The following is a 24,484-nucleotide window of genomic DNA, read 5'->3' as shown; positions in this document are numbered from 1 at the left end:
AGACAGGACATGAAATCACTCGCGCGCCTGCGGGCGCTGCTCGGAGGGCTGCTGGCCGCGCTGTGCGCCGGCACCGCGGCCTGGGCCGCCCCCTACCCGGAACACCCCGTACGCCTCGTCGTGCCCTACCCGGCGGGCGGCGCCACCGACGGCGCGATCCGGGTGCTGGCCGAGCGCCTCGGTGCCGCCTGGGGCCAGCCCGTCATCGTGGACAACCGGGCCGGCGCCTCGGGCCGGCTGGGCCTCGCGCTGGTGGCCAAGAGCCCGCACAGCTACAACTTCGTGGCCGCCACCAACTCGACCATCAGCGACGAGCTGACGCGCGGCGGCGATGGCTCCTTCCTGCTTGCGCGCGACCTCGTGCCGGTGGTCACCATCTTCACGACGCCGGTCGCGCTGCTGGTGCACACCGGCACGGGCGTCGACAGCATGGCGCAGTACATCGCGCTGGCGCAGCGGCGCCCGGGCGCCGTGAGCTTCGGCTCCAGCGGCGAGGGCACCAGCACCCACTTCTACGGCGAGCTGCTCAAGCGCGAGAGCCGCATCGACATCACGCACATTCCCTTCGCGGGAGAGGGGCCCAACCTCACGGAGCTGCTCGGCGGGCACATCCAGAGCGCCTTCCTCAGCGCCTCGGGCGCGAAGAAGGCGCAGCAGACCGGCAAGACCAGGATCCTCGCGATCACCACGCCCGGCGGCTCGATGCTGCTGCCCGGCGTTCCCAGCTTCACGCAGCTGGGCATCGCGGGGCTCGACCGCGATTCGTGGGTCGGCCTGTTCGCGCCGTTGGGCACGCCGCAGGCGGTGCGCGACGAGGTGGCGCGCGAGGTCCGCAAGGCCTTCGCCGCGCCCGAGGTGCGCGAGCGCTACGTGCAGCTCGGCCTGATCGCGGAGGGCGGAACGCCGCAGGAGCTCGAGCAGCGCGTGCAGGCCGACCGGGCCTACTGGACGCGCGTGGTGCAGGAGACGGGCATCAAGCTCAAGTAGCGCCGCGCCCGCCTGGCCTACCAGCGGTAGGTCGCCGTCGCCAGCACCTTGCGCGGCTCGCCGTAGTAGCAGCTGCCCGAGCTGCAGTTCGCGACGTAGTTGCGGTTGCCCAGGTTGCGCAGGTTGAGCGCGAGGCTCCAGCGCTCGAAGTCGTAGCCCAGCAGCGCGTCGAACACGGTGTACGAGGGCACGGGCACCGGCGTGCTCTGCTGGTAGCCGCGGTTCGAGCCCATGAAGCGCGCGCCCAGGCCGAGCTTCACGCCGTTGGCGAAGCGGTAGTCGGCCCACACCGAGAGCTGGTTGCGCGACACCGCCTGCATCTGCTTGCCGATCTCGCTGGGCGTGCTGCTGGCCGTGACCTCGGCCTTGGGCGTGTAGGTGTAGGCGGCCGTCACGTTCATGCGCGGCAGCGGCTCGAACGAGGCCTCGAGCTCGAGGCCGCGCACCAGGATCTCGCCGGTCTGGCGCGGCGTGTAGTCGGCGTCGTAGGTGATGTAGTTCTGGCGCCGCAGGTCGAACACGGCGGCGCTGTACTTGTCCTTGCGGCCAACGGGCTGGTAGCGCACGCCCACCTCGTACTGGCGGCCGGTCTCGGGCTTCAGCGGCTGGTTGGTCTGCGGGTCGACCGTGACCGTGGGCGAGAACGACTCCGAGTAGCTGAAGTAGGGCGCCCAGCCGCTCGGATGCAGGTAGACCAGGCCCGCGCGGCTGGTGAACTTGTGGTCGTCGATGCGCGTGGTCGAGCCGTCGATGTGGCTGAAGGACACGGCGCGCGCGCTGTCGTAGCGGCCGCCCAGCGTGGCCACCCAGTCGCCCCACTTGATCTGGTCCTGCAGGTAGAAGCCGGTCTGCGACAGCGTGGTGCGCGCATCGAACCACGGGTCGGCGGTGGTGGTGAGGCCGGTGCTCACCGGCAGGTAGCCGTCGATGTCGCTCACGGTGCCGCTGTTGGAGGTGCGCTGGTCGTTGCGCGAGCGCTGGTAGTCGAGGCCGACCAGCAGCGTGTGCTGCCAGTCGCCCCAGCGCAGCTTCGCCTGCAACTGGTTGTCGATCGAGGCGATGCGCGCGGCCTCCTTGCTCGCGAACGGGAAGCGGCTCAGCACGCGGTAGTTGGCGGGGCTGGCCGGGTTGTCGGCATCCACGGTCACGAAGCTGGGCTGGTTGTAGACCTGCCCGTAGTCGACCTTGATCGAGCCGTAGCGCGCGTTCTGGCGAAAGCTCAGCGTGTCGTTCAGGCGATGCTCGAACAGGTAGCCGACCATCCACTGGTCCTGGTTGAAGCGGTCGAAGTTCGGGTCGCCGACGTAGGTCTTGCGCGAGAACTGGCCGTTGGGGTTGGGCAGCAGGGTGCCGACCTCGGGGAAGCTGCCGTAGGAGCTGCCGTCGCGGATGCGCAGGTAGTGCGACAGCAGGGTCAGCGAGGTGTCGCCCGAGGGCTTCCAGGTCAGCGAGGGCGCGATGAAGCTGCGGTCGTTCGGCAGGCCGCTGGCCGGCAGGCTGGCATCGCGCAGCAGGCCCGTGAGGCGGTAGAGCAGCTTGCCCTCGGCATCGAGCGGGCCCGAGAAATCGCCCGCGATCTGGCGCCGCGCGTTGTCGCCGAACTGCAGCTGCAGCTCGCGCAGCGGCTGCGCGGTGGGGCGCTTGCTGACCACGTTGATCATGCCGCCCGGGCCGTTCTGCCCGTAGAGCACCGAGCTCGGGCCACGCAGCACCTCCACGCGCTCGGTGCCGTAGCTCTCGGTCTGCCAGATCGCCCAGCCGTTGTTGTTGCGCAACTGCAGGCCGTCGAGGTAGTAGCCGGGCGCCTGCGCGTCGAAGCCGCGCAGGATGGTCCAGTCGAAGCGCGAGTCGGCGCCCCAGGGCGAAACGTTGATGCCCGGCGTGTAGGCCAGCGATTCCTTGAGCCGGGTGGCGCCCGTGGCCTCGATGAAGTCGGCGGTGACGACCGAGATCGATTGCGGCGTCTCGATGATCGGCGTGTCGGTCTTGCTGCCGGCGGTGGCGCGCCGCGCGATGTAGCCGGGAACATGGCCGGTGGCGGTCTCCTCGGTGCCGGCCGTGACCACGATCGGCGGCAGCGCGCCGGTGTCGCCGGCCGAGGCGCGCACCACGGTGAAGGCCGCGTCGCCGTTGCGCACGTAACCCAGGCCGCTGCCCGCGAGCACGCGCTCGAGCGCCTGCTGCAGCGTGACGGCGCCGCGCACCGCGGGCGCGGTGCGGCCCTCGAGCAGCGAGCTCTCGCCGCCGATGGCGATGCCGTACTGGCGCGACAGCACGCCCAGGCTCTGGGCCAGCGGCTGAGCCGGCAGCGCGAGCTGCAAGGTCGCGGACGGGGCCGCCGGCGCGCCCTGCGCATGCGCGGGGCCGCCCATCGCGAGCAGCGCCGAGGCGATGGCGCAGGCGAGGGCCGCAGCCTGGAGGGAATCGATGCGGGGGCGCCGCGGGGTCTGCTGGTTCATGTCCGAAGGTCCTGGAGCTGGTTTGCTACAGAAGACCAGCGAGACGCCGCGTACCCCCCAAAAATAATCAAAACTTTTTTCAGGGCCGCCGCGCCGTGCCGGCGGCATGGCCCACGATCCGCGTGGTGCCGTCGGCCAGGCGCTGCGTGCGCACCGGCAGCATCACCGGCAGCGCGCCCACGAAGGCCTGCGGATCGCGCAGCCGGTAGCTGCCGGTCACGCGCAGCTCGCGCAGCGCGGGGTCGTCGGCCAGCTGCAGCGGCTGGCGCAGGTAGTCGTTCCAGCGCGCCACGGCCTCGGGCAGGCGCGTGTTGCGGAACACCAGCCAGCCCTGTTGCCAGTCGGCCACCTCGCCGACGTCGACGCTGCTGCGCGGGCCCAGCCCGCGCGCATCGGCCTCGATGGCCTCGCCGGCCTGCAGCACCGTGCTGGGGGCGGCCGCCTCGTCCTGCCCGGCCCCCCAGACCGCGACCCGGCCCTCGGCCACCGCGAGGCGCATGCGGCCCTCGCGCACCGACACCGTGAACACCGTGCCGAGCACGCGCACGCGGCCCCAGTCGGTGCTCACGGTGAAGGGGCGTTCGGCATCGCGCGCGACCGCGAAGCGCGCCTCGCCACGCGCCAGGTGCACCGTGCGGCGGTCGCGGTAGAGCAGGACATGCAGCGCCGTGTTGGCTGCCAGGTCGAGCGTGCTGCCGTCGGGCAGCGCATGGGCCAGGGTCTGCGCCTGGCCGGTGCTCGGCGCGGCCTCGTAGACCGGCCGCTGCCAGTACCAGCGCCCGCCGGCGCCGGCCAGCGCCGCCAGGCCGGCCACGCCCAGCAGGCCGATCGTGCGGCGTCGCGCGCGCCGTTCCTGCGCGGCGCTCGGCGGCATCGGCAACTGGCCGCGCAGCGCGCCGTCGTCGACCGCGTTCCAGATCCGGTGCGCGGTCGCCGCGGCGTCGGCGTTGGCGGGCGACAGCGCGCGCCAGCGGCTCAGCTCGGCCTGCGCGGCGTCGGCGGCCTCGGGGCTGCCGCGGTGGATGCGGCCGATGAGCGTCAGCGCATGCTCGACCAGCGCGCGCGGCGCGCGCCGTTCGTCGGCGCCGAGCAGGGGCTGTGCGCGCGCGGCCATGGTCAGTCCGTTCCCCCGCCGTAGCCCGCGCAGTCGAGCAGGGCGCGCGTCATGTGGTGCTCGACCGCCTTCTCGCTGATCTCCATGTGGGCCGCGGTCTGCGCATAGCTGAGGCCGTGGATGCGCACGAGCAGGAAGGCATGGCGGCGCTTGCGTGGCATGGCCTCGAGCAGCGCGACCAGCCGCTGCAGTTGCTGCCGGGCCGCCACGTGGCGTTCCACCGAGGGCGCGCTGTCGGGCGCGACCAGCGCCAGCGTGTCGAGCATGCGCAGCTCGGCGGCGCGGCGCTCGGCCTGGGTGGCGAGCAGGTTGCGGCCGGTCTGGTAGAGCAGCGCGCGCGGTTCGAGCACCAGGCCGCCCGCGTCCTGGTGGCCGAGCACGCGCGCATAGGCTTCCTGCACGAGGTCGGCGGCGGTGTCGCCATCGCCGGCCTTGCGGGTGAAATAGCGCAGCAATTCTCTGTGGTAGCGCTCGAGCACGGTACACCTCAGCCGGTGTGGAAACAGGGAACTCCCGTCTTGGCTGAGATGTGGCGGCGGCTGATCCGTGGCGCGGGAGAGGGAGCCGAAATTATAGGGAGCGGCCGTGTCAGCCCGTCTTGCGCTGCATCCTGCGCGCCGTCTCCACCACCACCGCGCGCAGCGACTGCACCATCGGCTGTCCCTCCAGTTCCTTCAGCGTGAAGAAGCTCACCGGCGGCAGGTTCCAGCTCAGCCGGTAGGGCAGCGCGGCCCAGTGGCCGGCCTGTTCCATCTCGGCCACCACGTCGCGCGCGAGGATCGCGATGGCGTTGGGCTCGGTGCGCAGCACCGTCTCCATGCTGCGGATGGCGGTGGTCTCGAGCATCGGCACCGGCGGCTGCACGCCGGCGCCGACGAAGATCGCGTTGTAGGTGCGGCGCATCGGCGTGTTCGGCGGCGGCAGGATCCAGTCGAGCTGCGCGAGCCGGGCCCAGTCGAGCGGCCCGCGCGAGAGCCGCTTCGCGCTCTTGGCCGACACCACCAGGCAGGGCTCCTGCTGGTGGATCGCCTCCTGCACCAGGCCGGTGGCGTCGCCGTCGTACGAACGGCCGATCGCGCAGTCGAGCTCGCGCGCGAGCAGGCCGGCCACCAGTTCGTCGGTGGTGCCCTCGCGCGTCATCACCGCCATGCGCGGCGTGCGGTCGAGCAGGTGCGCGAGCGCGGCCGACAGCAATTGCTGCGGCACCTGCTGCGTGAGGCCCAGGCGCAGCCGGCCGCCGCGGCCCGCCTCGAGCGAGGTCAGCACGCGCGTGGTGGCCTCGAGCTCGGCGAGCCAGCGCCGCGCGTAGTGCAGCACCGCCTCGCCGGCCGCGGTGGGCACCAGGCCGCGGCTGCTGCGCTCGAACAGGCGGTTGCCGAAGATGTCCTCGGTTTCGCGCAGCGCCTTGGTGATCGCGGGCTGGCTCAGCCGCATCTCGGCCGCCACGCGGCCCAGCGTGCGGTGCCGGTCGATGGCCTGCAGCAGCGAGAGCTGGCGCAGCTTGAGGCGCGAGAGCAGCGCGTGCTGCAGGTCGGCGGCGGGGTCGCGGGCGGTCGGGGAGGCCATAACCGTCAGGTTATCGCCCGATCAGAATTTAGTCCACTTTGGTGAATCGCGAGGCCTAGACTTTTCTCCATGCCCGCAGCCACCGCCACGACGCTCATGGCCACCTTGGCCGATCTCCTCGACGCGCTCGACGCAGCGCGCGATGCCGACGAGGCGTTGCGGCGGATCGATCGCTGCCGGCGCGAGCTCGTGCCCGGCAGCATCTTCAGCATCCAGCAGAACGTGACGACCGAAGACGATCCGGCCGGCGAGATCCGGCTGCGCCGCTTCTATTCGTCGGAGGCGCACCGCTACCCGGTCAATGGCGCCAAGCGCAAGACGCACACGAGCTGGACCGACCGCCTGTTCCGCGAGGGCCGCGTGTTCGTGGGCGAGGGCACGCAGGTGCTGGCGCGCCACTTCGACGACTTCGAGCAGATGCGGCCCGCGGGCCTGTGCAGCGTGGTCAACGTGCCGCTGCTGCAAGGCGCGCTGTGCTTCGCCACCTTCAACGTGTTCGGCGTCCGCGAGCGCTGGCAGCCCGAGGAGGTGCTCGGCATCCGCCTGCTGGCGCTGGCCGCCGCGCGCTGGGTGCCGGTCGCGCCGGGCCTCGCCTACCGCTTCGCCGCCGACGCGGTGCCGATCGATCTCCCCGCTCTCTCCATGAAGGCCTGACCATGCAAACCAAGAACCTCGTCGTGATCGTCGGTGGCGGCCCCGTGGGCCTGTCGATGGCGATCCTGCTGCAGCGCTTCGGCGTCGACTTCGTGCTGCTCGAGCGCAGCCCGACCACCACCGACCATCCGAAGGCGCGCGGCACCTACACGCGCACGATGGAGATCTTTCGCCAGTGGGGCATCGACGGTCTGATGAAGCGCCACGCGCTGCCCGACGGCGCCGACTTCTTCGCCTTCTGCGAATCGATGACCGGCCACGAATGGGGCCGCACCAATCCCGAGCCGAACCTCGGCCATTCGCCCTGCTGGAAGATCATCCAGTCGCAGGACACGGTGGAGCAGGAGCTGCTCGCCCATGCCAAGAAGAGCGAGGTCGGCCGCTTCCTGTTCGGCCACGAGTTCCTGCACTACGCCGAGAGCGCCGACGGCATCGCCGTGACCGGCCGCCGCCTCGACACCGGCGAGACGCTGACCTGGCAGGCCCGGTACCTGATCGCGGCCGACGGCGCCGCGAGTTCGGTGCGGCGCCAGGCCGACATCGAGATGCGCGGGCCGGCCACGCTGGCCGTGATGGCCAACGAGTTCTGGCAGGCCGACCTCTCGCAGGTGCGCGACTCGGCCACCTGTGCCGGTTGGCGCGTCTACGCCAAGGAGTCGCCGTACCCGATCACCACCGTGCTCAACACCAACGGAAAGGACCGCTGGCTCAACCTGCTGCCGGTGGGCCGCGAGATCGACGAGCGCACCGGCGCGCGCAGCGACGCCGAGGTGGTGCAGCTCGCGCGCACCGTCTCGGGCGTGCCCAACCTCGAAGTGAAGGTCATCAACCGCTCGGTGTGGCGCATGAGCCGCCAGGTGGCCGCGAACTTCCGGCGCGGCCGCGTGCTGCTGGTCGGCGATTCGGCGCACCGCTTTCCGCCCAATGGCGGCTATGGCATGAACTCGGGCATCCAGGACGCGCACAACCTGGCCTGGAAGCTGGCCTTCGTGCTCAGCGGGCGCGCCAGCGCGCGGCTGCTCGACAGCTACGAGAGCGAGCGCCGGCCGATCGCCGAATCGAACGCCGACTTCAGCCTGCACAACGCGATGCGCTTCAACCACTGCGACGAGGCGCTGCGCTCGGGCAACCGCGAGCGCATCGAGTTCTGGATCCGCGACAGCGACAACCACATCCACAGCATCGGCCAGTCGCTGGGCTTCTGCTACGAGGACGGCGCCGTGATCCCCGACGGCACCGGCCGCCACGTGATGCGCGCGCGCTGGTACGAGCCGGCCGACAAGCCCGGCATGCGCTTTCCGCACCTGTGGCTGGACCTCGCGCGGCGCCACACCACGCTCGACTGGTTCGACCGCGAGTTCGTGCTCGTGGCCGGCCCGCGCGCCGATGCCTGGATGGAGGCGGCGCGCCAGGTGTCGGGCCGCAACGGCCGCGTGGTGCAGGCACGCCAGCTCGAGGACGCGCACGAGAAGGACGGACTGCTGCTGGGCCCGCATGGCGCGGTGCTGGTGCGGCCCGACGGCCACGTCGCCTTCCGCATGCCGTGGACGCCGACGGACCCGGCCGCCGAGCTGTCGGCCGTGTTGTCGAAGCTGCTGGACTGACGCCATGCCCGTCACCGCGCTGCATCACTTCACGATCCGCTGCACGCCCGCGGAGCTGCCGCCGCTGCTGGACTTCTACACGCGCGTGCTGCGCCTGGAAGCCGGCGCCCGGCCCGAGATTCCCGCGCCCGGCGCCTGGCTCTATGCCGAGGGCCAGCCCATCGTGCACCTGTTCGCCCATCTCGCGACGGCCGATGCGCCGCCGCAACCGCCCACGGGCCATGTCGACCACATCTCGTTCCGCGCCCACGGGTTGCGCGAGATGCGCGCGCACCTGCGCGCGCTCGACGTGCCCTTCGCCGAGGCGCCGATTCTCGGCTGGGACATCCACCAGCTCTTTCTGTACGACCCGCGCGGACTGAAGGTCGAGATGACCTTCTGGCTGGACCGCGAGGACGAACCGTGGGAGGACGCGGCATGACCGAGTTCGTGCAGGCCGGCGAGGTCCGCATCGCCTTCGACCGCGCGGGCCAGGGGCCGGCGCTGCTGCTGATGCATGGCGCGGAAGCCTCGCGCCAGATGTTCGGCGCGCTGGTGCCGCATCTCGCGAAGCAGTTCACCGTGATCGCCTACGACCAGCGCGACTGCGGCGAAACGGAAGCGCCCGAGCGCGCCGCCACGCTCGCGGACCTCGCGAACGATGCGCAGCAGCTCGTGAAGGCGCTGGGCCTCAAGCGTGCGCATGTGTTCGGCTCCTCTTTCGGCGGCCGCGTGGCGCAGGCGCTGGCACTGCTGCATCCGCGCGCGGTCGACCGGCTCGTGCTCGGCAGCACCTGGCCGCTGCCACGGCCCTACGAGGAGCTGTGCCCCGATGCGCGCCGCCTGGCCGAGCTGCGCCGCGGCCTGCCGGGCACGGCCGAGGAGCTCGCGACCTGGTTCTTTCCCGAGGCCTTTCTCGTGCAGCGCCCCGAGCTGCGCCGCGTGTTCGCGGCCGCGCGGCCCGAGACCGCGCGCTCGGCGCGGCGCATGGCGACCGTCGCCACCACCTTGCCGCAGGGCGTGGCCGACATCGTCGCGCCGACCCTGGTGCTCGCCGGCGAGCTCGACCGCGTGGTGCCGCCGACCGTGACGCTCGCGATGGCCGGCCGCATCCGCGGCGCCGATGCCGTGCTGCTGCCCGCCATCGGCCACGTGACCGCGATGCAGGCGCCCGAAGTGCTCGCGCGCCACATGGTCCGTTTCCTGAACCCCGAAGGAGTCCACGCATGAATGCCGTCCTGGAACCCGAGATTGCCTCCGCCGCACCCGTCGTACCCGCCGGCAAGGAGGACTACATCCGCGTCGAGGGCCTGTCGAAGACCTTCGGCGGCGGCAGCGAGGGCGTGCTCGCACTGAAGCAGATCGACTTCGGCATCCGCCAGGGCTCCTTCGTCACCATCGTCGGACCGAGCGGCTGCGGCAAGAGCACGCTGCTGCGCATCCTGGCCGGCCTGCTCGACTACGAGGTCGGCACCGTGCTGCTCGACGGTCAGCCGATCCGCGGCACGCGGCGCGACGTGGGCGTGGTGTTCCAGAGCTCGATCCTGCTGCCCTGGCGCAGCATCCTCGAGAACGTGATGCTGCCGGCCGAGGTGCTGGGCCTCGACAAGGCGAAGGCGCGCGAGCGCGCGATGCAGCTGCTCGCGATGGTGCGGCTCGAGGGCTTCGAGCACAAGCTGCCGCGCCAGCTCAGCGGCGGCATGCAGCAGCGCGCCTCGATCGCGCGGGCGCTGCTGCACGACCCCAAGATCCTCTTGATGGACGAGCCTTTCGGCGCGCTCGACGCGATGACGCGCGAGCGCATGAACCTCGAGCTGCAGCGCATCTGGATGGAGAGCGGCAAGACCGTGGTGCTGATCACGCACTCCATTCCCGAGGCCGTGTTCCTCGGCGACCGCGTGTTCGTGATGTCGCCGCGCCCCGGCATGCTCGAGCGCGTGCTGCCCATCGACCTGCCGCGCCCGCGCGGCATGGAGGCGATGTCGCACCCGGCCTTCGCCGCCGCGGCCGCCTCGATCCGCGAGCGCTTCTCGCATGCCGCTTCCTTCGATTGAGAGAAAGGCCGACGCCATGACCACCGCCCTGTTGAGTTCCGAGGCCGCGCCGCTGGCGGCCAAGCCGCCGCGAGCGCGCCGCATCAATCCGCTGGCCTCGCCGCGCGTGCAGTCGATCCTGCTGCTGATCACGCTGCTCGGTTCGTGGGAAGGGGCCGTGCGGCTGTTCAAGGTGCCGAGGCACCTGGTGCCGCCGGTCAGCGACATCGCGATCGCGCTGTGGCGCGGCCTCGCCACCGGGCCGTTCGCGAAGGACGGCTTCTGGTACCACGGCGGCATTACGCTGGCCGAGATCCTGCTGGGCTTCTTCGTCGGCGGCGGCATCGGGCTGGCGCTCGGCATCGTGGTCTCGCAGATGCCGCGGCTCGAGCGCCTGCTCGAGCCCTACGTGGCCGCGCTGCAGAGCGTGCCCAAGGTGGCGGTGGCACCGATCATCGTGGTCTGGCTGGGCTTCGGCATCAGCTCCAAGGTGATGATCATCTGCCTGCTGACCTTCTTCCCGGTGCTGGTGACCAGCATCGCGGGCTTCAAGGCCGTGGACCCGGACCGCATCGACCTGCTGCGTTCGCTGTCGGCCACGCCGTGGCAGATCTTCCGCAAGGCCAAGTTCCCGAGTGCGCTGCCCTACATCTTCGCGGGCCTCAACATGGCCGCGGCCTTCAGCGTGGTCGGCGCCGTGGTGGGCGAGTTCGTCGGTGCCCAGGCCGGGCTCGGCGTGCTGATCCTGCAGATGGAAGCCCAGGCCGACAGCGGCGGCAGCTTCGCCGTCTGCGTGGTGCTCTCGGTGATCGGCATCGCGCTGACCAGTGCCCTGCGCCGCGTGCAGCAGCGCGTGCTGCACTGGATGCCCGCCGATGCCTCGCAGCGCACGGTCAACGTCTGATCCCTTCCTTCCCCTTTTTTCTCTTGCCATCTCGAAACGTCCGGCGCGACGCCGGTGAGGAGCGAACCATGTGGACACGACGCGATTTCGGCCTGGGCCTCGGCGCCCTGGGATTGACGGGCAGCCTGCCGGCGCTGGCGCAGAAGCTGCGCGTGATGAAGGTGGCGAACACCGCCGGCGTCAACGATCCGCAGCAGTGCTTCGTGACCGCGGGCCAGCATCCGCGATTGAACTTCTACAAGCCCGAGGGCGTGGACGTCGAGTACGTCAACATGTCGAGCATGACGCAGGCGCTGCAGAGCCTGCGCGCCGGCCACGTGGACTACGGTCCGGCCGTGCCCGGCATCCTGCTGCCCGCGATGGCGAAGGACCCGGGGCTCGACCTCGTGAGCGTCTACAAATGGCTGCCGCGCAATGCCAACGTCGTCGTCGTCAAGCCCGGCAGCCCGATCCGCTCGGTGGCCGATCTCGCGGGCAAGCGCATCGGCGTGCGCAGCCAGGGCGACACCGGCATCGTCGTCACCCGCACCATGCTGGCCGAGCTGGGCCTGAAGGACGACCGATGCGAGTACATCGCCATCGGCGACGGCGCGCCGGCCGGCGCGGCGATCGACAACGACCGCGTCGACGCGATGGTGGCCTTCGACACCGCGGCCGCGCGCGTCGAGCTCGTCGGCACCAAGCTGCGCTACGTGCCGCTCACGCCGAAGTTCGCGCAGTTCGGCTCGGGCTGGCTGTGCGTGCCGCGCGAGCTGCTGAAGAAGGAGCGCAAGGCCCTGGTGGGCCTGTTCCGCGGCATGGCCAAGTCCACCCTGTTCGCGCACCACAACCTCGAGGCCGGCATCGACCTGCACTGGGCCGTGTATCCCGAGAGCCGGCCCAAGGGGCGCAGCGAGGACGAGGCGCGCAAGGAGCTGGCCTTCATCCTCAAGGACCGCCGCAACAGCTGGATGCGCCGGCCCGACGATCCCGATCAGCGCATCGGTGCCTCGTCGCTGGCCGAGTGGAAGTCCAACATCGAGATGGCGGTGGACGGCAGCAGGAACCCGAAGCTGGCCGACGAACTCGGCGACCCGAACCGGCTGTTCACCAACGAGCTGATCGACGAGGTCAATGCCTTCGACAGGCAGGCGGTGGTGGAGATGGCGAAGGCGTTCAGGCTGTAGCCTCGCCGCTCAATTCATGTACCCGAGGTCCCGGATGTCCGCGCGCACCGACTCGCGGTCGGAGCCGTACAGCGGCAGGCTGGCCAGCAGCTCGAGGCGCCGCCGCAGCGAATAGAGGATCTGCAGCGCCTTGTGCGCCGCCTCCTCGGGATCGTCGATGACGGCCGTGTCGGGATAGGCCCACAGCGCGGTGTGCGGCTGGCCGGGCCAGGCCGGCTGGAGGCGTTCGATGTCGGCGTCGAGCGCGATCACGAACTCGGCCTGGAACCCGCGCGCGGGCACGAACTCGTTCCAGCCGCGCGGCTTGATCTCGGGTAGGGGAATACCCGCGGTGCGCAGCGCCGACACGGCCGCCGGATCCACCACCGCGCCAACGCGCAGGGGCTGGCCGCAGGAGCGGGCGTGGAAGCGTTTCTCGGCGATGTGGGTGAGACAGGCCTGCGCCATGACGCTGCGCAGCGTGTTTCGTCGGGAGACGAAGAGCACGTTGATTTTTCTGTGCATGACCGCCGAATGTAGCGCGCCTCGCGCCGATCCGTCGGCGGGCATTCATGGGCTTGACGCGGTGCTCGGGTATATCGGTTGCATGACGAGATCGAGACTTCCGGCCCTGGCGACGTGGGCTGCGGCCGCGCGGCGTGCCACCCTACCGATTGCCATGGGTCTTGCCCTGTGCGGACCCGCGGGCGCGCAGGAGGCCCCGTTCAGGATCGGGGGCAAGGCGGCGGAGCCGGTCCGTGCCGTCTGCGCGCCCATGCGCGACGAGATCTCGCGCCGCGGCCTCGAGGACTTGCAGCGCGGCATCCTTCCGCCGGGCGTTCCCACGTCCCCGATGGCGAAGGCCTTGCTGGAGCTGCGCATTGGCGCCGCCGAGGCCGACCCGGCCTATCTCCGGCGCGCGATCGATTACTTCCAGCAGACGCCGTCCGAGGAAAGCATGTACCGCGTCACATGGTTCGCGCAGCTGCTGCTCGCGACCTACACGCGCGATCTCGAGCTGCATGCGGCCGCGCGCCGGCAGTACGCGAAGTCCTTGCCGCCCGATACCAACCGGCGCAGTCCTTCGCAACTGAGCCTGCGGGCAACGCTCATGGCCGCCGCGCACCGAGAGGCCGACGGCCTCGGTGGGGAGGGCGGACGCGCGCTGTTGCGCGAGACGGTGGCGCGGTCGAGCGAACTGCTGCGCTCGGCGGGCACGGTCGAGCAGGGCGAGGAGCTGCGCTCGATGGAACGCTTTCATCGCCAGCTGGTGGCGCAGCTCGCGCTGTTGGAGCGCGATGGCGCCACCTTGAGGGCACAGGTCGCGAGCCAGCGCGCGGCGGCGGATGCGAGCGCGACGCCGGAAATCCAGCAGGCCGATCTGCAGGCCCTGACGAAGATGCTCTACGACCTCGCGACCCTCGTGCGCGGCGAGGAGGGCCTGCAGGCGGTAGCGCTGCTGCGCCAAGGCTTCGACCGCCAGGCCGAGCTCATCGCCTTGCCCGCGAACCGGGGCATCGGCCTGCCCGAGGTCACCTACCGCGGGCTCGAAACCTCGCGTGGCCAATGGCAGATCCATGGCGTCGAGGGCGATCGCCTCTGCCTGCTGCGCACGAACCTCGATCGGCAGCGCGCGATGGTCGACGTGCTCGAGCAGTCGCTGCGCGCCGACACGGGCGTGCCCGACACGGCGCGGCTCGACACTGCCATCGCTGCACTGCAGCGCGCCGGCGCCGCGCTCTCGCTCCAGCCGCTGCCCCTGCTGGCACCCACGCTCGAATTGACGCTGGGCACGGCCTACCGGCTGCAGGCCGTGGCAAGCCCGGCCGGCCCGCTGCGTTCGCAGCGCATCGACCGGGCGCGGGCGCAGTTCGGCGCCAGCGAGCAGCGCCTGCGCCAGTGTTTCTGCCGCTGGTTCGAGGAGGAACTGGCGCGCGAGCGCGCGGCGCTCGACGCACTGTCGTAGCGCGCCGGCTCAATCCGCCTGCCGCAGCCAGTCGGTGAACTGCGCAAGCGCCGGCAAGCCCGCACTGTGCTCCGGATAGCACAGCTGATACGACCGCCCCGTCGCCGACTCGATGTCCGACAGCGCCACCAGCTGCCCCGCATCGAGCGCCGCGCGCACCATGAAGGCCGGCAGCAACGCCACCCCGATGCCCGCGATCGCCGCATGCAGCGACATCGACAGCAGGTCGTAGCTCGGGCCCGCATGCAGCTCGGGCAGGACCTCGTCGGCACCCGCGGCCTGTCGCAGCCAGAGCGCCCAGGCACCAGGCAGCGAGCTGTTGTGGATCAGCGTGAGGTCGGGCGGCGCCTGCCGCAGCACGGTGGCGAGATCGTCGTCGGCCCAGCGCGCCGCCAGGGCGGGGCTGGCGTAGGGCCGCACGGTCAGGTCGAGCACGGGGATGGCATGCAGGCCCGGCACCGGCGCGCCCACCACCATGATGGCCGCGTCGATCCGGCTCGCGGTGAAATCGACCGGACCGAGGTAGGTCGAGAGGTCGAGCGTGATGTGCGGATGCGCGTTCACGAAACCCGACAGCCGCGGCGCGAGCCAGTAGTTGCAGAACGAGGAGGGGGCCGAGAGCTGCAGGCGGCCGCCGCGGCCCTGGTGCAGCGCGATGTCGGTGGTGGCGCGCTCGAGCCGCAGCAGCAGGGGCCGGACCTCGGCCAGGTAGGCTTGTCCCGCGGGCGTGGCCACCAGCGATTCGCGCCGGCGCTCGAGCAGTTGCGCGCCGAGCCGCTGCTCGAGGCCGATGACCTGGCGGCTGATGGCGCCCTGCGTGAGGTTGAGTGCCTTGGCGGCGCGCGTGAAGCTGCCCAGCCTTTCACTGGCTTCCAGGCATTGCAGCGCGATGGTGGAGGGGAGGCGAAGCGGCATCAGCTTTTTGCATGCGAGCAGGAGTTATTTTCGATTGTGGCGCTCGCTGCGGGCGTCGATCCTCGGGCATCGTGCTTTCTGGAAGGATGCAAGCCATGTTGGAGACCGGGATCGATCGCGGCCGGCGCCGCGCGCTGCTGTCGGCGGCCGCGCTGGCGGCGGGGCCTTGGCGCAGCGCGCACGCCGCCGCCTACCCCGAGCGGCCGCTGCGCTTCGTCGTGCCCGGTGGGGCCGGTGGCGCGCCCGACCTGCTGTGCCGGGTGATGGGCGCGGCTCTGGCCAAGGGGCTCGGGCAGGCGGTGGTGATCGAGAACCGGCCGGGCGCGGGCGGCATCGTCGGCATCTCCGAGGTGGCGCGCGCGGCGCCCGATGGCTACACGATCGGCTATGCCAACGTGGGCACGCTCGCGATCAACAAGTCGCTCTACGCGAGGCTGCCCTACGACCCCGATCGGCAGCTCGCGCCGGTCGCGATGACGGGCTTCGTGCAGAACGCGCTGGTGGTGCGCAACGAGCTGCCGGTGAAGACCGTGGCGGAACTGGTCGCGCACCTGCGCGCGCATCCCGGCAAGCTGACCCTGGCCTCGGCCGGCAACGGCACCACCAGCCACCTGGGCGGCGAACTGTTCAAGAGCATGACGGGCACCTTCATGCTGCACGTGCCCTACCGCGGCAGCCTGGCGGCGATCCAGGACCTGGTCGGCGGCGGGGTCGACGTGATGTTCGACAACCTGTCCTCGATCAGCCCCTTCATCGCCTCGGGCCGGGTGCGCGCGCTGGCGGTCACGGGCGCTCATCGCTCGCCGCTCTTTCCGGCGCTGCCGACGGTGCAGGAGGCCGGCGTGCCGGGATACGAGAGCGTGGCCTGGGGCGGCGTGGTGGTGCCGGCGGGCACGCCCGCCGAGGTGGTGGCGCGGCTCAATGCCGAGTTCAACGCGATGATGAACGATGCCGAGGTGCGCGAGCGGCTCGCGCGGCTGTCGCTCGAGACCGCGAGCGGGCCGCCCGAGCGGCTGTTCGAGCTGGCGCGGCGCGAGACGCCGGTGTGGGCCGCGGTGATCCGGCGCGCGAACGCCCGCGTCGACTGATGCCGCCGCTCGACCTGGTCATCGAGGGCGGCGACGTCATCGATGGCAGCGCGGCGCCGCGCGTGCGGCAGGACGTGGGCGTGCGCGGTGGCGTGATCGAGCGCCTGGGCGACCTGCGCGCCGTGCCCGCGCACCGGCGCATCGACGCCCGCGGCCGCATCGTCGCGCCCGGCTTCATCGATGCGCATGCGCACGACGACCGGCTGCTGCTCGAGCCGCCCGCCGATCGCCATCCGAAGCTGATGCAGGGCGTGACCACCGTGGTGGCCGGCAACTGCGGCTGGAGCCTGGCGCCGCTGCGCATTCCCTTCGAGCGGGTGCCGCCGCCGCTGCGCGAATTCATCGGGCGCGACGACCGTCGCTTTGCGCGCTTCGGCGACTACCTCGCGGCGGTGCGCGGGGTCGGTCCCGCGACCAATGCCGCGTTCCTGGTCGGCCACACCACGCTGCGCGCGCAGCATGTGCGGGACCTGGATCGCACCGCCACGCCCGCCGAGACCGCGGCCATGGCACGCGAGGTCGAGGAGGCTCTCGAGGCGGGCGCGATCGGCCTGTCGACCGGTGTCTTCTATGCGCCCGCGCGCGCCGCCACGGCGCACGAGATGACGGCGGTGGGCGCGCCGCTGCGCGCGCACGGCGGCCTGATCGCGATGCACATCCGCGACGAGTCCGATGCGATCGAGGAAGCGCTGCACGAGGCGCTCGGCGTGGGCCGCGCGCTCGGCGTGCCGCTCGTGATCTCGCACCACAAGCTCACGGGCCTGTCGAACCACGGGCGCTCCGCGTCCACGCTGCGCCTGCTCGCGCGGGCCGCAAAGGGGCAGCCGGTGTGCATCGACTGCTATCCCTATGCCGCTTCTTCCACCCTGCTGATTCCCGCGCGCGTGAGCCAGTCGGCGCGCGTGCGCATCACCTGGTCCGAGCCGATGCCGCAACACACCGGGCGCGAGCTCGCGGACATCGCCGCCGAGATGGGCCTGGGCCTCGAGCAGGCCGCGCAGCGCCTCTGCCCGGCCGGCGCGGTCTACTTCTCGATGGACGAGGCGGACGTGCAGCGCATCCTCGCGGCGCCCGGCACCATGGTCGGATCGGACGGGCTGCCGAACGACGTGCAGCCGCACCCGCGGCTGTGGGGCGCCTTTCCGCGCGTGCTGGGCCACTATGCACGCGACCTGAAGCTGTTCGCGCTCGAGACCGCGGTGCACAAGATGACCGGCCTGCCGGCCGCGCGCTTCGGCCTCGCGGGCCGCGGCCGCATCGCGGCGGGCTGCGCGGCCGACCTCGTGGTCTTCGATGCCGCGCGCATCGCCGACCGCGCGAGCTACGACGATCCGCTGGCCGCGCCCGCCGGCATCGACGCCGTGCTGGTCAACGGCCGCGTGGCCGTCGCGCACGGCGTGCTGATGGACGCACACGCGGGCATGGTGCTGCGCCGCGGCTGAAGCGCGGGGCCGCGGCCCCGCCCTCCGGCCGCGTGCCACCTCAGTGGTGGTGGTCATGCCCATAGCCGCTGGCGACCTCGCCGCATTCGTGCGGCGTGGTCCGGCACAGGCGCTGGTAGGCCAGCACCGTCCTGCGCCGCTCGGCCAGCGCGGCCGGGGTGCGGAACGGCGCGAGGATCTCCGCGAGCGAGTAGCTCACGCCGTTCTTCACCACGTAGCGCACGTCGGCCGCGGCCTTCAGGTCCTGCAGCGGGTTGCCGCGCACGATGGCCAGGTCGGCCAGCTTGCCCACCTCCACCGTGCCCAGGTCCTTGTCGACCAGGCTCATGCGCGCGGCATTGACCGTCACGTCCTGCAGCACCTGCAGGTTCGAGTTGGTCAGCGCGGCGGCGCGCATGTTGTTGTGCAGCGCGATGCCCGGCGGCACCAGTGGCGAGTCGGTGCCGATGGCGATCATGGCGCCGGCGGTGCGCAGCTTGCTCACCTGGTCCTCCTGCAGCCGCGCGCTGGCCACCGCCGCCTCGGTCGGCGGCTGCGGGTTGCTGCGCAGCACATCGAGGAAGTTCGGCGAGGTCAGCAGCTCGAAGCGGTCGCCGCCGGTCAGGTCCGCGCCGACGAAGGGATAGGCGAACAGGGCGGTGTGGATCAGCCGGAAGTCGCCCTTGCCGTGCAGGTCGTAGGCGTCCTGGTAGGTGGTGCCGCCGGCCGAGCGCGACCAGCCGTAGCCCAGGCGCTGCGGTGCCGAGAGGTGCGTGGTCTCGGCCAGGCCCGAGGCCGCGCCCGGCGACAGGTTGTGCGTGCCGCTCGGGATGCCGATGTCGAGCGCCGCCTGCGCGATCTTGTGCATCAGCGGGATCGGCGCGCGCATGTAGGCCTTGAGGTAGTCCACGCCGAGCGTGCGCACCTTCGCGATCTCGAGGTCGGCCGCCTCGGGCGTGCGCACGCTGCGCGCGAAGCTCCAGGTGATGCGGTTGCCGTCCCACAGCGGCGGCGAGACGAACAGGCGCGGGCCCAGCAGGTTGCCGGCCTCCAGCGCCTCGCGCATCTCGATGCTCTGGTGCAGCGGACCGCCGACCGATTGCGTCGAGGTGACGCCATAGGCCAGCATCGAGGCCGAGCCCTGGCCGTACTGGCCGCCCTGGTAGAGCGTCAGCGGATGCGAGTGGGCATCCCACAGGCCGGGCATCACCGTGAGGCCCGAGGCATCGACGTACTTGTCCGCGGCCTTGGCCACCGCCTCGTCGTGCGGCTGGATCGCGGTGATGCGGTTGCCCTTGATCACGATGTCGACGTCGTTCTGCAGCTGGCCGTCCTTGCCGCTCCACAGCTGGCCCGCGCGCACCACGGTCGTGCCCTGGGACGCTGCCTGCTTCCACGTCAGGCTCACGGGCACCTCGGTCGCGCCCGCGCCGTCGGCGCCGATGGTCTTGAGCTTGTCCGCGGCCTTGTAGAGCAAGGTGCGCGAGTCGCCGGCCCACGAGGGCAGGTCGGCGGCCTCGGTGGTGATGGCCTTGGCGGGGCCGTCGGGCGAACCGTCGGCCTTCAGCGGCATCACGTGCAGCACCGAGTCCATCACGAAAGCCACCTTGCTGCCGTCGGGCGAGACCACGGCCGCGCCTTCCTCGCGGTCCGAGATCTGGCGCGGCGCGTCGCCCACCGGGTAGAAGGTGCCGCTCTTGGTACCGAGGTCGATCACGCGCAGCTTGTTGTAGCCCTCGAAGGAACGGCTGCTGACCGAGTCGTTGTCGACCACCACGATTTTCTTGCCGTCGGGCGTCCACTGCGGCGTGCTGATCTGCGAGCCCACCGCCTCGACCACCTTCTGCGCGGTCTTCGAGGCGATGTCCCAGACCTCGAGCGTGCCCGAGCCCGTGGTGTAGGCGATGCGGTCGCCCGCGGGCGACATCTTCGGCATCACCATCGACTTGCCGGTCTGCGCGCCGAGCCGCGTGCGCGCGCGGCTCGCGATGTCGATGCGGTCGATCGCGAGCGCGCCGCCGTTGCCCTTCTCGGTCGAGAAGTAGACCGCGCTGCCGTCGGGCGTGAACTGCGGATTGCCGTCGCGGTCCTTGTCGTTGGTCAGGCGCAACGGCGTGCCGCCGATCGGCATCACCCAGATGTCGTTGAGCGCGACGAAGGCGACGCGGCGGCCGTCGGGCGAGATCACCGGGCTGCTGATGCCGCGCACCGGCTGGTCGCCGAGCACGCCGAAGCCTCGCTCGCGCGACTTGGCGAACACCGGACGGCGCACCTCGAGCGTGGCGCTGAACGGCACTTCCGCGAGGCCGTCGCCGCCCGCGTTGCGGATCTTGATCTTGCCGTCGGCCGTGTAGAGGAAGCGCCCGCCGGGCAGCCAGCGCGGCGGGAAGGCGAACATGTCCTCGTTGGGCGCCACCACCTCCTTGCCGGCGACCACGATCGACTTGGTCGTGCCCTGGTAGGCCAGGCCCGAGCCATCGGGCAGCCACACCGGCAGCACGCCGGGGCCGACGAGTTTCGGTGCCTCGGTGCTGCCCATCGGCTGCGTGAAGATGCGCCGCGCGCTGACGAACGCGAGCTGCGTGCCGTCGGGCGAGACCACCGGGTTGCTCTCGGTGCCCGCGCCCTGCGTGAGCGCCGAGTACTTGCGCGAGCCGAGTTCCACCTGCCAGATCTTGTACTGGCGGTCCTGGCTGCGGTCGGAGGCGAAGACCAGCGTGCGGCCATCGGGCGTCCAGGCCGGTTCGCGGTCGTCGAACGCGCCGCTGGTGATGCGCGTGAGGTCCGCGCCATTGGGCCGCACGGTCCAGATGTGGAAGTTGCCTTCGGCGTCGTAGTTCTGGAACGCGATGCGGCTGCCGTCGGGCGACCACACCGGCGAGGTCGGCTCCATGTCCCAGCCCGTGATGCGCGTGGCCTTGCCGCCGCCGATCGGCACCACCCACAGCACGCCCTGCGCGGTGAAGGCCACGCGCTGGCCGTCGGGCGAGGGCGCAGCCGCCATGTTGGTGCCCTCGTGGAACTCGATCGCGACGTCCTTGGTGCTGCCCTGCAGCGTGCTCAGCGCCTGGATCTTCACGGGCGGTTCGTTGTTGCCGCCATCGCCACCGCCCGTGCCGCCGCCGCCCGCGATCGGCAGGAAGCCACTGCCGCCACCTCCGCCGCCGCCGCAGGCCGTGGCCAGCAGCGCGGCCACGGCGACGGCCGCCAGCGCATGGCGCCGCGGTCGTGATGAAGAGGGATGCGAAAACGATGGGCGTGACGAAGCCAACGCTGCCTGGCGCTTGTTCATGGTCTGTCTCCAATGAGGTGTTATTGCGGTCCGCGGATGCGGCCGATCTGCACATCGGCGCGATCGCCAATGTCGAAACCAGTGTTGGAAATCTTCCTTACCGATTACTTACCCTGGCCCTCTGTACAGGCGTGCATCGGCCCTGGCGCGGGTCGATTTTTTTGCATGGCGCCATGAGGGTTTGGCATTCGCGAAGGTGCATTGCCAATTCGGATCGGTGAATTGCGCGCAGCCATGCTGCCATGGCGCGATGAATTGGCGCAGTAAATTGGCGCGATGGCGCGCGCCAATTCAAAGAGGAGCCGCCACGCCCATCCACTCGCGCAACACCTCGTCGGTGTGCTCGCCCAGGCGCGGCGCCATCGCGCCGGCGGCCAGCGGGGTGCGCGTCCATTGCACGGTCGGCGACAGGCCCCGGTACCAGCGGCCTGCGGCATCCTGGTAACGATGCACGACGCCGCGCTCGGCGTTCTCCAGCGAATCGATCAGCTCGCCGAGTTCGGGGCAGGCGGCCACGGGAATGTCCGCGTCCGTCAGCAATTGCAGCCAGGTTGCAGTGCTGCGCGTGGCGAGCCGGCTTTCCACATAGGCATACACGGCATCGATGTGCTTCGTGCGGTTCGCCATGCTGCGAAAGCGCGCATCGCGGTCCCAGAGTTCGCCGTCGCCCACGAGGCGCATGAACGACTCCCAGTGGCGGTCGGTGTAGACGATGGTGCAGATCCAGCCGTCGACCGTCCGGTAGGGCCGGCGGTAGGCCGACAGCAGGCGCGGGTTGCCGGCCTGCGTGGCATCGTTGGCCGCGAAGGTGGCGGCGCCCAGGTGGTCGCTGAGCATGAAGGAGGCCATGGTCTCGTACATCGGCACCTCGATGTACTGGCCTTGCTCGGCCCGGCGCTGCTGCAGCAGCGCGGCGAGCACCGTCTGCACCACGTACAGGCCCACCGTCTTGTCGGCGATGTTGAGCGGCAGGTAGCGCGGGCGTCCGTCCGCGGCGCGGGCCACCAGGCCCGGCAGTCCCACCATGCCCTGGATCAGGTCGTCGTAGGCCGGCTTGCCCGCGTCGGGGCCGTGCTCGGCGAAGCCGGCCAGGAAGACGTAGATCAGGCGCGGGTTGTGGCGGCGCAGGGTGTCCCAGTCCAGTCCCAGTTTGGCCAGCGCCTTCTTGCGCATGTTGGTGACGAACACGTCGCTGGCCTGCGCGGCACGCGCGATCACCTCGCGCGATTCGGGCTGCTTGAGGTCCAGGCAGACGCTGCGCTTGCCGCGGTTGAGGTTCAGGTAGACCGGCCCCATGCCCGGCTCGAGATGCGGGCCCATCTCGCGCATGATGTCGCCCTCGGGCGGCTCGAGCTTGACCACGTCGGCGCCGTACTCCGCCAGCATCTGGGTCGCGAACGGACCCATGATGACGCTGGTGAGGTCGAGGATCCGGATGCCGGACAGCGGCAGTCCGGCGTTGCGCGTCGCGGCGGTCGTCATTGGGCCTCGATGCCGGCTTTCTTGACGATGTCGCCCCATTTGCGGATCTCGCTCGCCACATAGCGCCGCGTTGCGGCCACGTCCATGGTGCCCGGCGTGGTCGCCTGTTCGTCGAGCGTCTTGCGGAAGCCGGGCTCGCCCATCGATTGCAGCGCCAGCGCATTGAGCTTCTCGAGGATGGCCGGCGGCGTGCCCGCGGGCGCGTAGAGCCCGATCCAGATCTCGGTCTCGTAGCCGGGCACGCCCTGCTCGGCGATGGTCGGCACCTCGGCCAGCGTGGGATTGCGTTCGCGCGTCGAGACGCCGATGGCGCGCAGGCTGCCGGCCTTCACGTACTTCAGCGCGCTCAGGCCGTCGACGAAGGAAGCCTGGATCTGGCCGCCGAGCAGGTCGTTGACCGCGAGCGCCGTGCCCTTGTAGGGCACGTGGATCAGCGGCGCGCCGGTGCGGCTCGCGAGCAGCTCGCCCGACAGGTGCGTGGTGCCGCCCGTGCCCGAGGAGCCGTAGGTGACGCCCTTGTTCTTGCGCGCATAGTCCAGCAGCTCGGGCACCGTCGTCACCGGCAGCGACGGGTTCACCAGCAGCACGTTGGGCGTGCGCGCCAGCATGGCGATGGGCGCGAAGTCCTTCTCGGTGTCGTAGGGCAGGTTCTTGGTGATCGAGGGGTTCACCACGTGCGCCGTGGTGGTGATCAGCAGGGTGTAGCCGTCGGGCCTGGCGCGCGCGACCCGGGTCGCGCCGATCACGCCGCCGGCACCGGGCTTGTTGTCGACGATGGCGGTCTGCCGCAGCTTCTCCTGCACCGTCTTCGCGAATTGCCGGGCCAGGATGTCGGTCATGCCGCCGGCTGCGAAGGGCACCACCAGCGTGAGCGGTTGCGAGGGATAGTCGTCGGCATGCGCGGCGCCGAGGGCGAAGGGCAGCGCGAACAGGGCGCACAGGGCGCGGCGCAGGGGCTTGAACTTCATGGTGTCTCCTTGGATGTCTCGTGGGCTCGCCGGTGCCGTCTCAGCGGCGCTTCCGGTTCGCGAGGAAGGCTTCCATGTAGCGCTTGGGCTCGTCGCTGTCGTAGGCGCTCACGAGGCCGGCGATGCCGACGTTGATGGCTTCCTGCAGCGGCATGCGCTCCCAGTCGCGGATCAGCTTCTTCTGGATGCGCATCGCGAGCGGGCCGTTGGCCTCGATCTCGGCCTGCCAGTGCGCGAGGGCGGCATCGAGGCCGTCGTCGCCCGCGACGTCGGTGATCAGGCCCCAGTCGAGCGCCAGCGCGGCCGGGATGATGCGGCCGCTGAGCAGCAGGTCGCGCGTGCGCGTGGCGCCGATCATGCCGGGCAGCATCGCGCCGTGGATCACCGAGGGCACGCCGAGCTTGACCTCGGGCATGCCGAACCTGGCGTCGCGCGCGGCCAGCTTGATGTCGCAGACGGCGGCCACCTCCATGCCGGCGCCCAGGCAGTAGCCCGAGATCACCGACATCGTGGCGAAGGGGATGTCGCGGATGGTCTCGCACAGCCGCCACACGCTGCGGATGTAGGCATCGATGTCGCGCCTGGAGGCGTCCTTCAGGAACTTGATGTCGGCGCCGCCGAGGAAGGCGCTGTCGCCGCCGCGGATCACGAGCAGCTTCGTGGTCTCGTCGGCGGCCAGTTCCTGCAGCGTGTCGGCGTAGATGTGGGCGGCGTCCCCGGTCAGCAGGTTCAGCCGGCCGTTGTCGAAACGGACCGTGACGACGCCTTCGGCGGTGCGGGCGACATGGCATTGGGGACGGGTGTCGGAGGGATGCATGGGAGGTCTCTGGTCTGTGTGAGCCGGCGCATCTTGCGCGGCGAAGTCCCATGCCACAATGGAATTTTTCTACTGCATTCAGTAGAAGAT

21 protein-coding genes are annotated in these 24,484 nt (G+C 71.0%); 11 read left to right on the top strand and 10 right to left on the bottom strand.

The features are described 5' to 3' along the window. Positions 1-9 precede the first annotated feature (9 nt). Positions 10-987, top strand: coding sequence for a Bug family tripartite tricarboxylate transporter substrate binding protein (locus tag R0232_RS39935; RefSeq protein ID WP_431512979.1), 978 nt, complete (start codon positions 10-12; stop codon positions 985-987). A gap of 17 nt (positions 988-1,004) precedes the next feature. On the opposite strand, the gene R0232_RS39930 is transcribed toward R0232_RS39935, so the two are convergent. The 4 genes from R0232_RS39930 to R0232_RS39915 all read right to left on the bottom strand — a co-directional run bounded on the left by R0232_RS39930 (position 1,005) and on the right by R0232_RS39915 (position 6,126). Continuing rightward, positions 1,005-3,446, bottom strand: coding sequence for a TonB-dependent siderophore receptor (locus tag R0232_RS39930; protein WP_431512978.1), 2,442 nt, complete (start codon positions 3,444-3,446; stop codon positions 1,005-1,007). Positions 3,447-3,525: 79 nt separating this feature from the next. Next, positions 3,526-4,560, bottom strand: a complete 1,035-nt coding sequence (locus tag R0232_RS39925; RefSeq protein WP_431512977.1) for a FecR family protein — start codon at positions 4,558-4,560, stop codon at positions 3,526-3,528. A 2-nt stretch (positions 4,561-4,562) separates the two neighbouring features. Then, positions 4,563-5,015, bottom strand: a complete 453-nt coding sequence (locus R0232_RS39920) for an RNA polymerase sigma factor (RefSeq protein ID WP_431512976.1) — start codon at positions 5,013-5,015, stop codon at positions 4,563-4,565. 133 nt (positions 5,016-5,148) lie between these two features. Then, complete coding sequence (locus R0232_RS39915; protein ID WP_431512975.1) at positions 5,149-6,126, bottom strand: LysR family transcriptional regulator; 978 nt, start codon at positions 6,124-6,126, stop codon at positions 5,149-5,151. Between the two features lie 69 nt (positions 6,127-6,195). Between R0232_RS39915 and R0232_RS39910 the strand changes: the two genes are divergently transcribed. The 7 genes from R0232_RS39910 (at position 6,196) to R0232_RS39880 (ending at position 12,466) form a co-directional block, all read left to right on the top strand. Continuing rightward, on the top strand, positions 6,196-6,780 hold the full coding sequence (locus tag R0232_RS39910; protein WP_431512974.1) for a GAF domain-containing protein: 585 nt from the start codon (positions 6,196-6,198) through the stop codon (positions 6,778-6,780). Positions 6,781-6,782: 2 nt separating this feature from the next. Beyond that, complete coding sequence (locus R0232_RS39905) at positions 6,783-8,384, top strand: FAD-dependent monooxygenase (RefSeq protein ID WP_431512973.1); 1,602 nt, start codon at positions 6,783-6,785, stop codon at positions 8,382-8,384. Between the two features lie 4 nt (positions 8,385-8,388). After that, entirely contained in the window at positions 8,389-8,805 is a 417-nt protein-coding gene (locus tag R0232_RS39900) for a VOC family protein (protein WP_431512972.1), read from the top strand. Beyond that, positions 8,802-9,593 (top strand): alpha/beta fold hydrolase, encoded by a 792-nt coding sequence (locus R0232_RS39895; protein WP_431512971.1) that lies wholly within the window; start codon positions 8,802-8,804, stop codon positions 9,591-9,593. The genes R0232_RS39900 and R0232_RS39895 overlap by 4 nt, the downstream gene beginning before the upstream one ends. Next, positions 9,590-10,417, top strand: coding sequence for an ABC transporter ATP-binding protein (locus R0232_RS39890; RefSeq protein WP_203206624.1), 828 nt, complete (start codon positions 9,590-9,592; stop codon positions 10,415-10,417). The genes R0232_RS39895 and R0232_RS39890 overlap by 4 nt, the downstream gene beginning before the upstream one ends. A gap of 16 nt (positions 10,418-10,433) precedes the next feature. Next, complete coding sequence (locus R0232_RS39885) at positions 10,434-11,300, top strand: ABC transporter permease (protein ID WP_431512970.1); 867 nt, start codon at positions 10,434-10,436, stop codon at positions 11,298-11,300. 68 nt (positions 11,301-11,368) lie between these two features. Beyond that, positions 11,369-12,466, top strand: coding sequence for an ABC transporter substrate-binding protein (locus tag R0232_RS39880; RefSeq protein WP_208509365.1), 1,098 nt, complete (start codon positions 11,369-11,371; stop codon positions 12,464-12,466). Between the two features lie 9 nt (positions 12,467-12,475). Here R0232_RS39880 and R0232_RS39875 read toward each other — a convergent pair whose 3' ends face one another. Next, positions 12,476-12,952: a low molecular weight phosphatase family protein gene (locus R0232_RS39875; protein WP_431512969.1), complete on the bottom strand. Its 477-nt coding sequence runs from the start codon at positions 12,950-12,952 to the stop codon at positions 12,476-12,478. Positions 12,953-13,124: 172 nt separating this feature from the next. Here R0232_RS39875 and R0232_RS39870 point away from each other — a divergent pair, with 172 nt between their 5' ends. Continuing rightward, positions 13,125-14,411 (top strand): hypothetical protein, encoded by a 1,287-nt coding sequence (locus tag R0232_RS39870; protein WP_431512968.1) that lies wholly within the window; start codon positions 13,125-13,127, stop codon positions 14,409-14,411. Positions 14,412-14,420: 9 nt separating this feature from the next. Here the strand turns inward: R0232_RS39870 and R0232_RS39865 are convergent, their stop codons facing one another. Beyond that, positions 14,421-15,326 carry a LysR substrate-binding domain-containing protein gene (locus tag R0232_RS39865; RefSeq protein WP_431512967.1) on the bottom strand — a complete coding sequence of 302 codons (906 nt, stop codon included), beginning with the start codon at positions 15,324-15,326 and terminating at the stop codon, positions 14,421-14,423. Positions 15,327-15,421: 95 nt separating this feature from the next. Here R0232_RS39865 and R0232_RS39860 point away from each other — a divergent pair, with 95 nt between their 5' ends. Together R0232_RS39860 and R0232_RS39855 are read left to right on the top strand one after the other, a co-directional pair. Beyond that, positions 15,422-16,414 (top strand): Bug family tripartite tricarboxylate transporter substrate binding protein, encoded by a 993-nt coding sequence (locus R0232_RS39860; RefSeq protein ID WP_431512966.1) that lies wholly within the window; start codon positions 15,422-15,424, stop codon positions 16,412-16,414. Beyond that, the gene (locus tag R0232_RS39855) at positions 16,414-17,856 is read left to right on the top strand and encodes an N-acyl-D-amino-acid deacylase family protein (RefSeq protein WP_431512965.1); all 1,443 of its coding nucleotides are present in this window, start codon (positions 16,414-16,416) and stop codon (positions 17,854-17,856) included. Before R0232_RS39860 ends, R0232_RS39855 begins: the two co-directional genes overlap by 1 nt. Before the next feature lie 40 nt (positions 17,857-17,896). Here the strand turns inward: R0232_RS39855 and R0232_RS39850 are convergent, their stop codons facing one another. The 4 genes from R0232_RS39850 to R0232_RS39835 form a co-directional block, all read right to left on the bottom strand. Further along, positions 17,897-21,127 carry an amidohydrolase family protein gene (locus R0232_RS39850; RefSeq protein WP_431512964.1) on the bottom strand — a complete coding sequence of 1,077 codons (3,231 nt, stop codon included), beginning with the start codon at positions 21,125-21,127 and terminating at the stop codon, positions 17,897-17,899. Between the two features lie 291 nt (positions 21,128-21,418). Continuing rightward, positions 21,419-22,609, bottom strand: a complete 1,191-nt coding sequence (locus R0232_RS39845; protein WP_431512963.1) for a CaiB/BaiF CoA transferase family protein — start codon at positions 22,607-22,609, stop codon at positions 21,419-21,421. Beyond that, positions 22,606-23,577 (bottom strand): Bug family tripartite tricarboxylate transporter substrate binding protein, encoded by a 972-nt coding sequence (locus R0232_RS39840; protein WP_431512962.1) that lies wholly within the window; start codon positions 23,575-23,577, stop codon positions 22,606-22,608. Before R0232_RS39840 ends, R0232_RS39845 begins: the two co-directional genes overlap by 4 nt. Positions 23,578-23,617: 40 nt before the next feature. After that, complete coding sequence (locus R0232_RS39835) at positions 23,618-24,394, bottom strand: enoyl-CoA hydratase-related protein (RefSeq protein ID WP_093346351.1); 777 nt, start codon at positions 24,392-24,394, stop codon at positions 23,618-23,620. Positions 24,395-24,484: the final 90 nt, after the last annotated feature.

Origin of the sequence: Variovorax sp. DAIF25, from assembly GCF_050711835.1 — a bacterium.
In the GTDB taxonomy this organism is placed as follows: Bacteria; Pseudomonadota; Gammaproteobacteria; order Burkholderiales; family Burkholderiaceae_C; genus Variovorax.
Note: the sequence above shows the minus strand (reverse complement) of the source record. Positions and strands in the feature narration are given on the sequence as shown.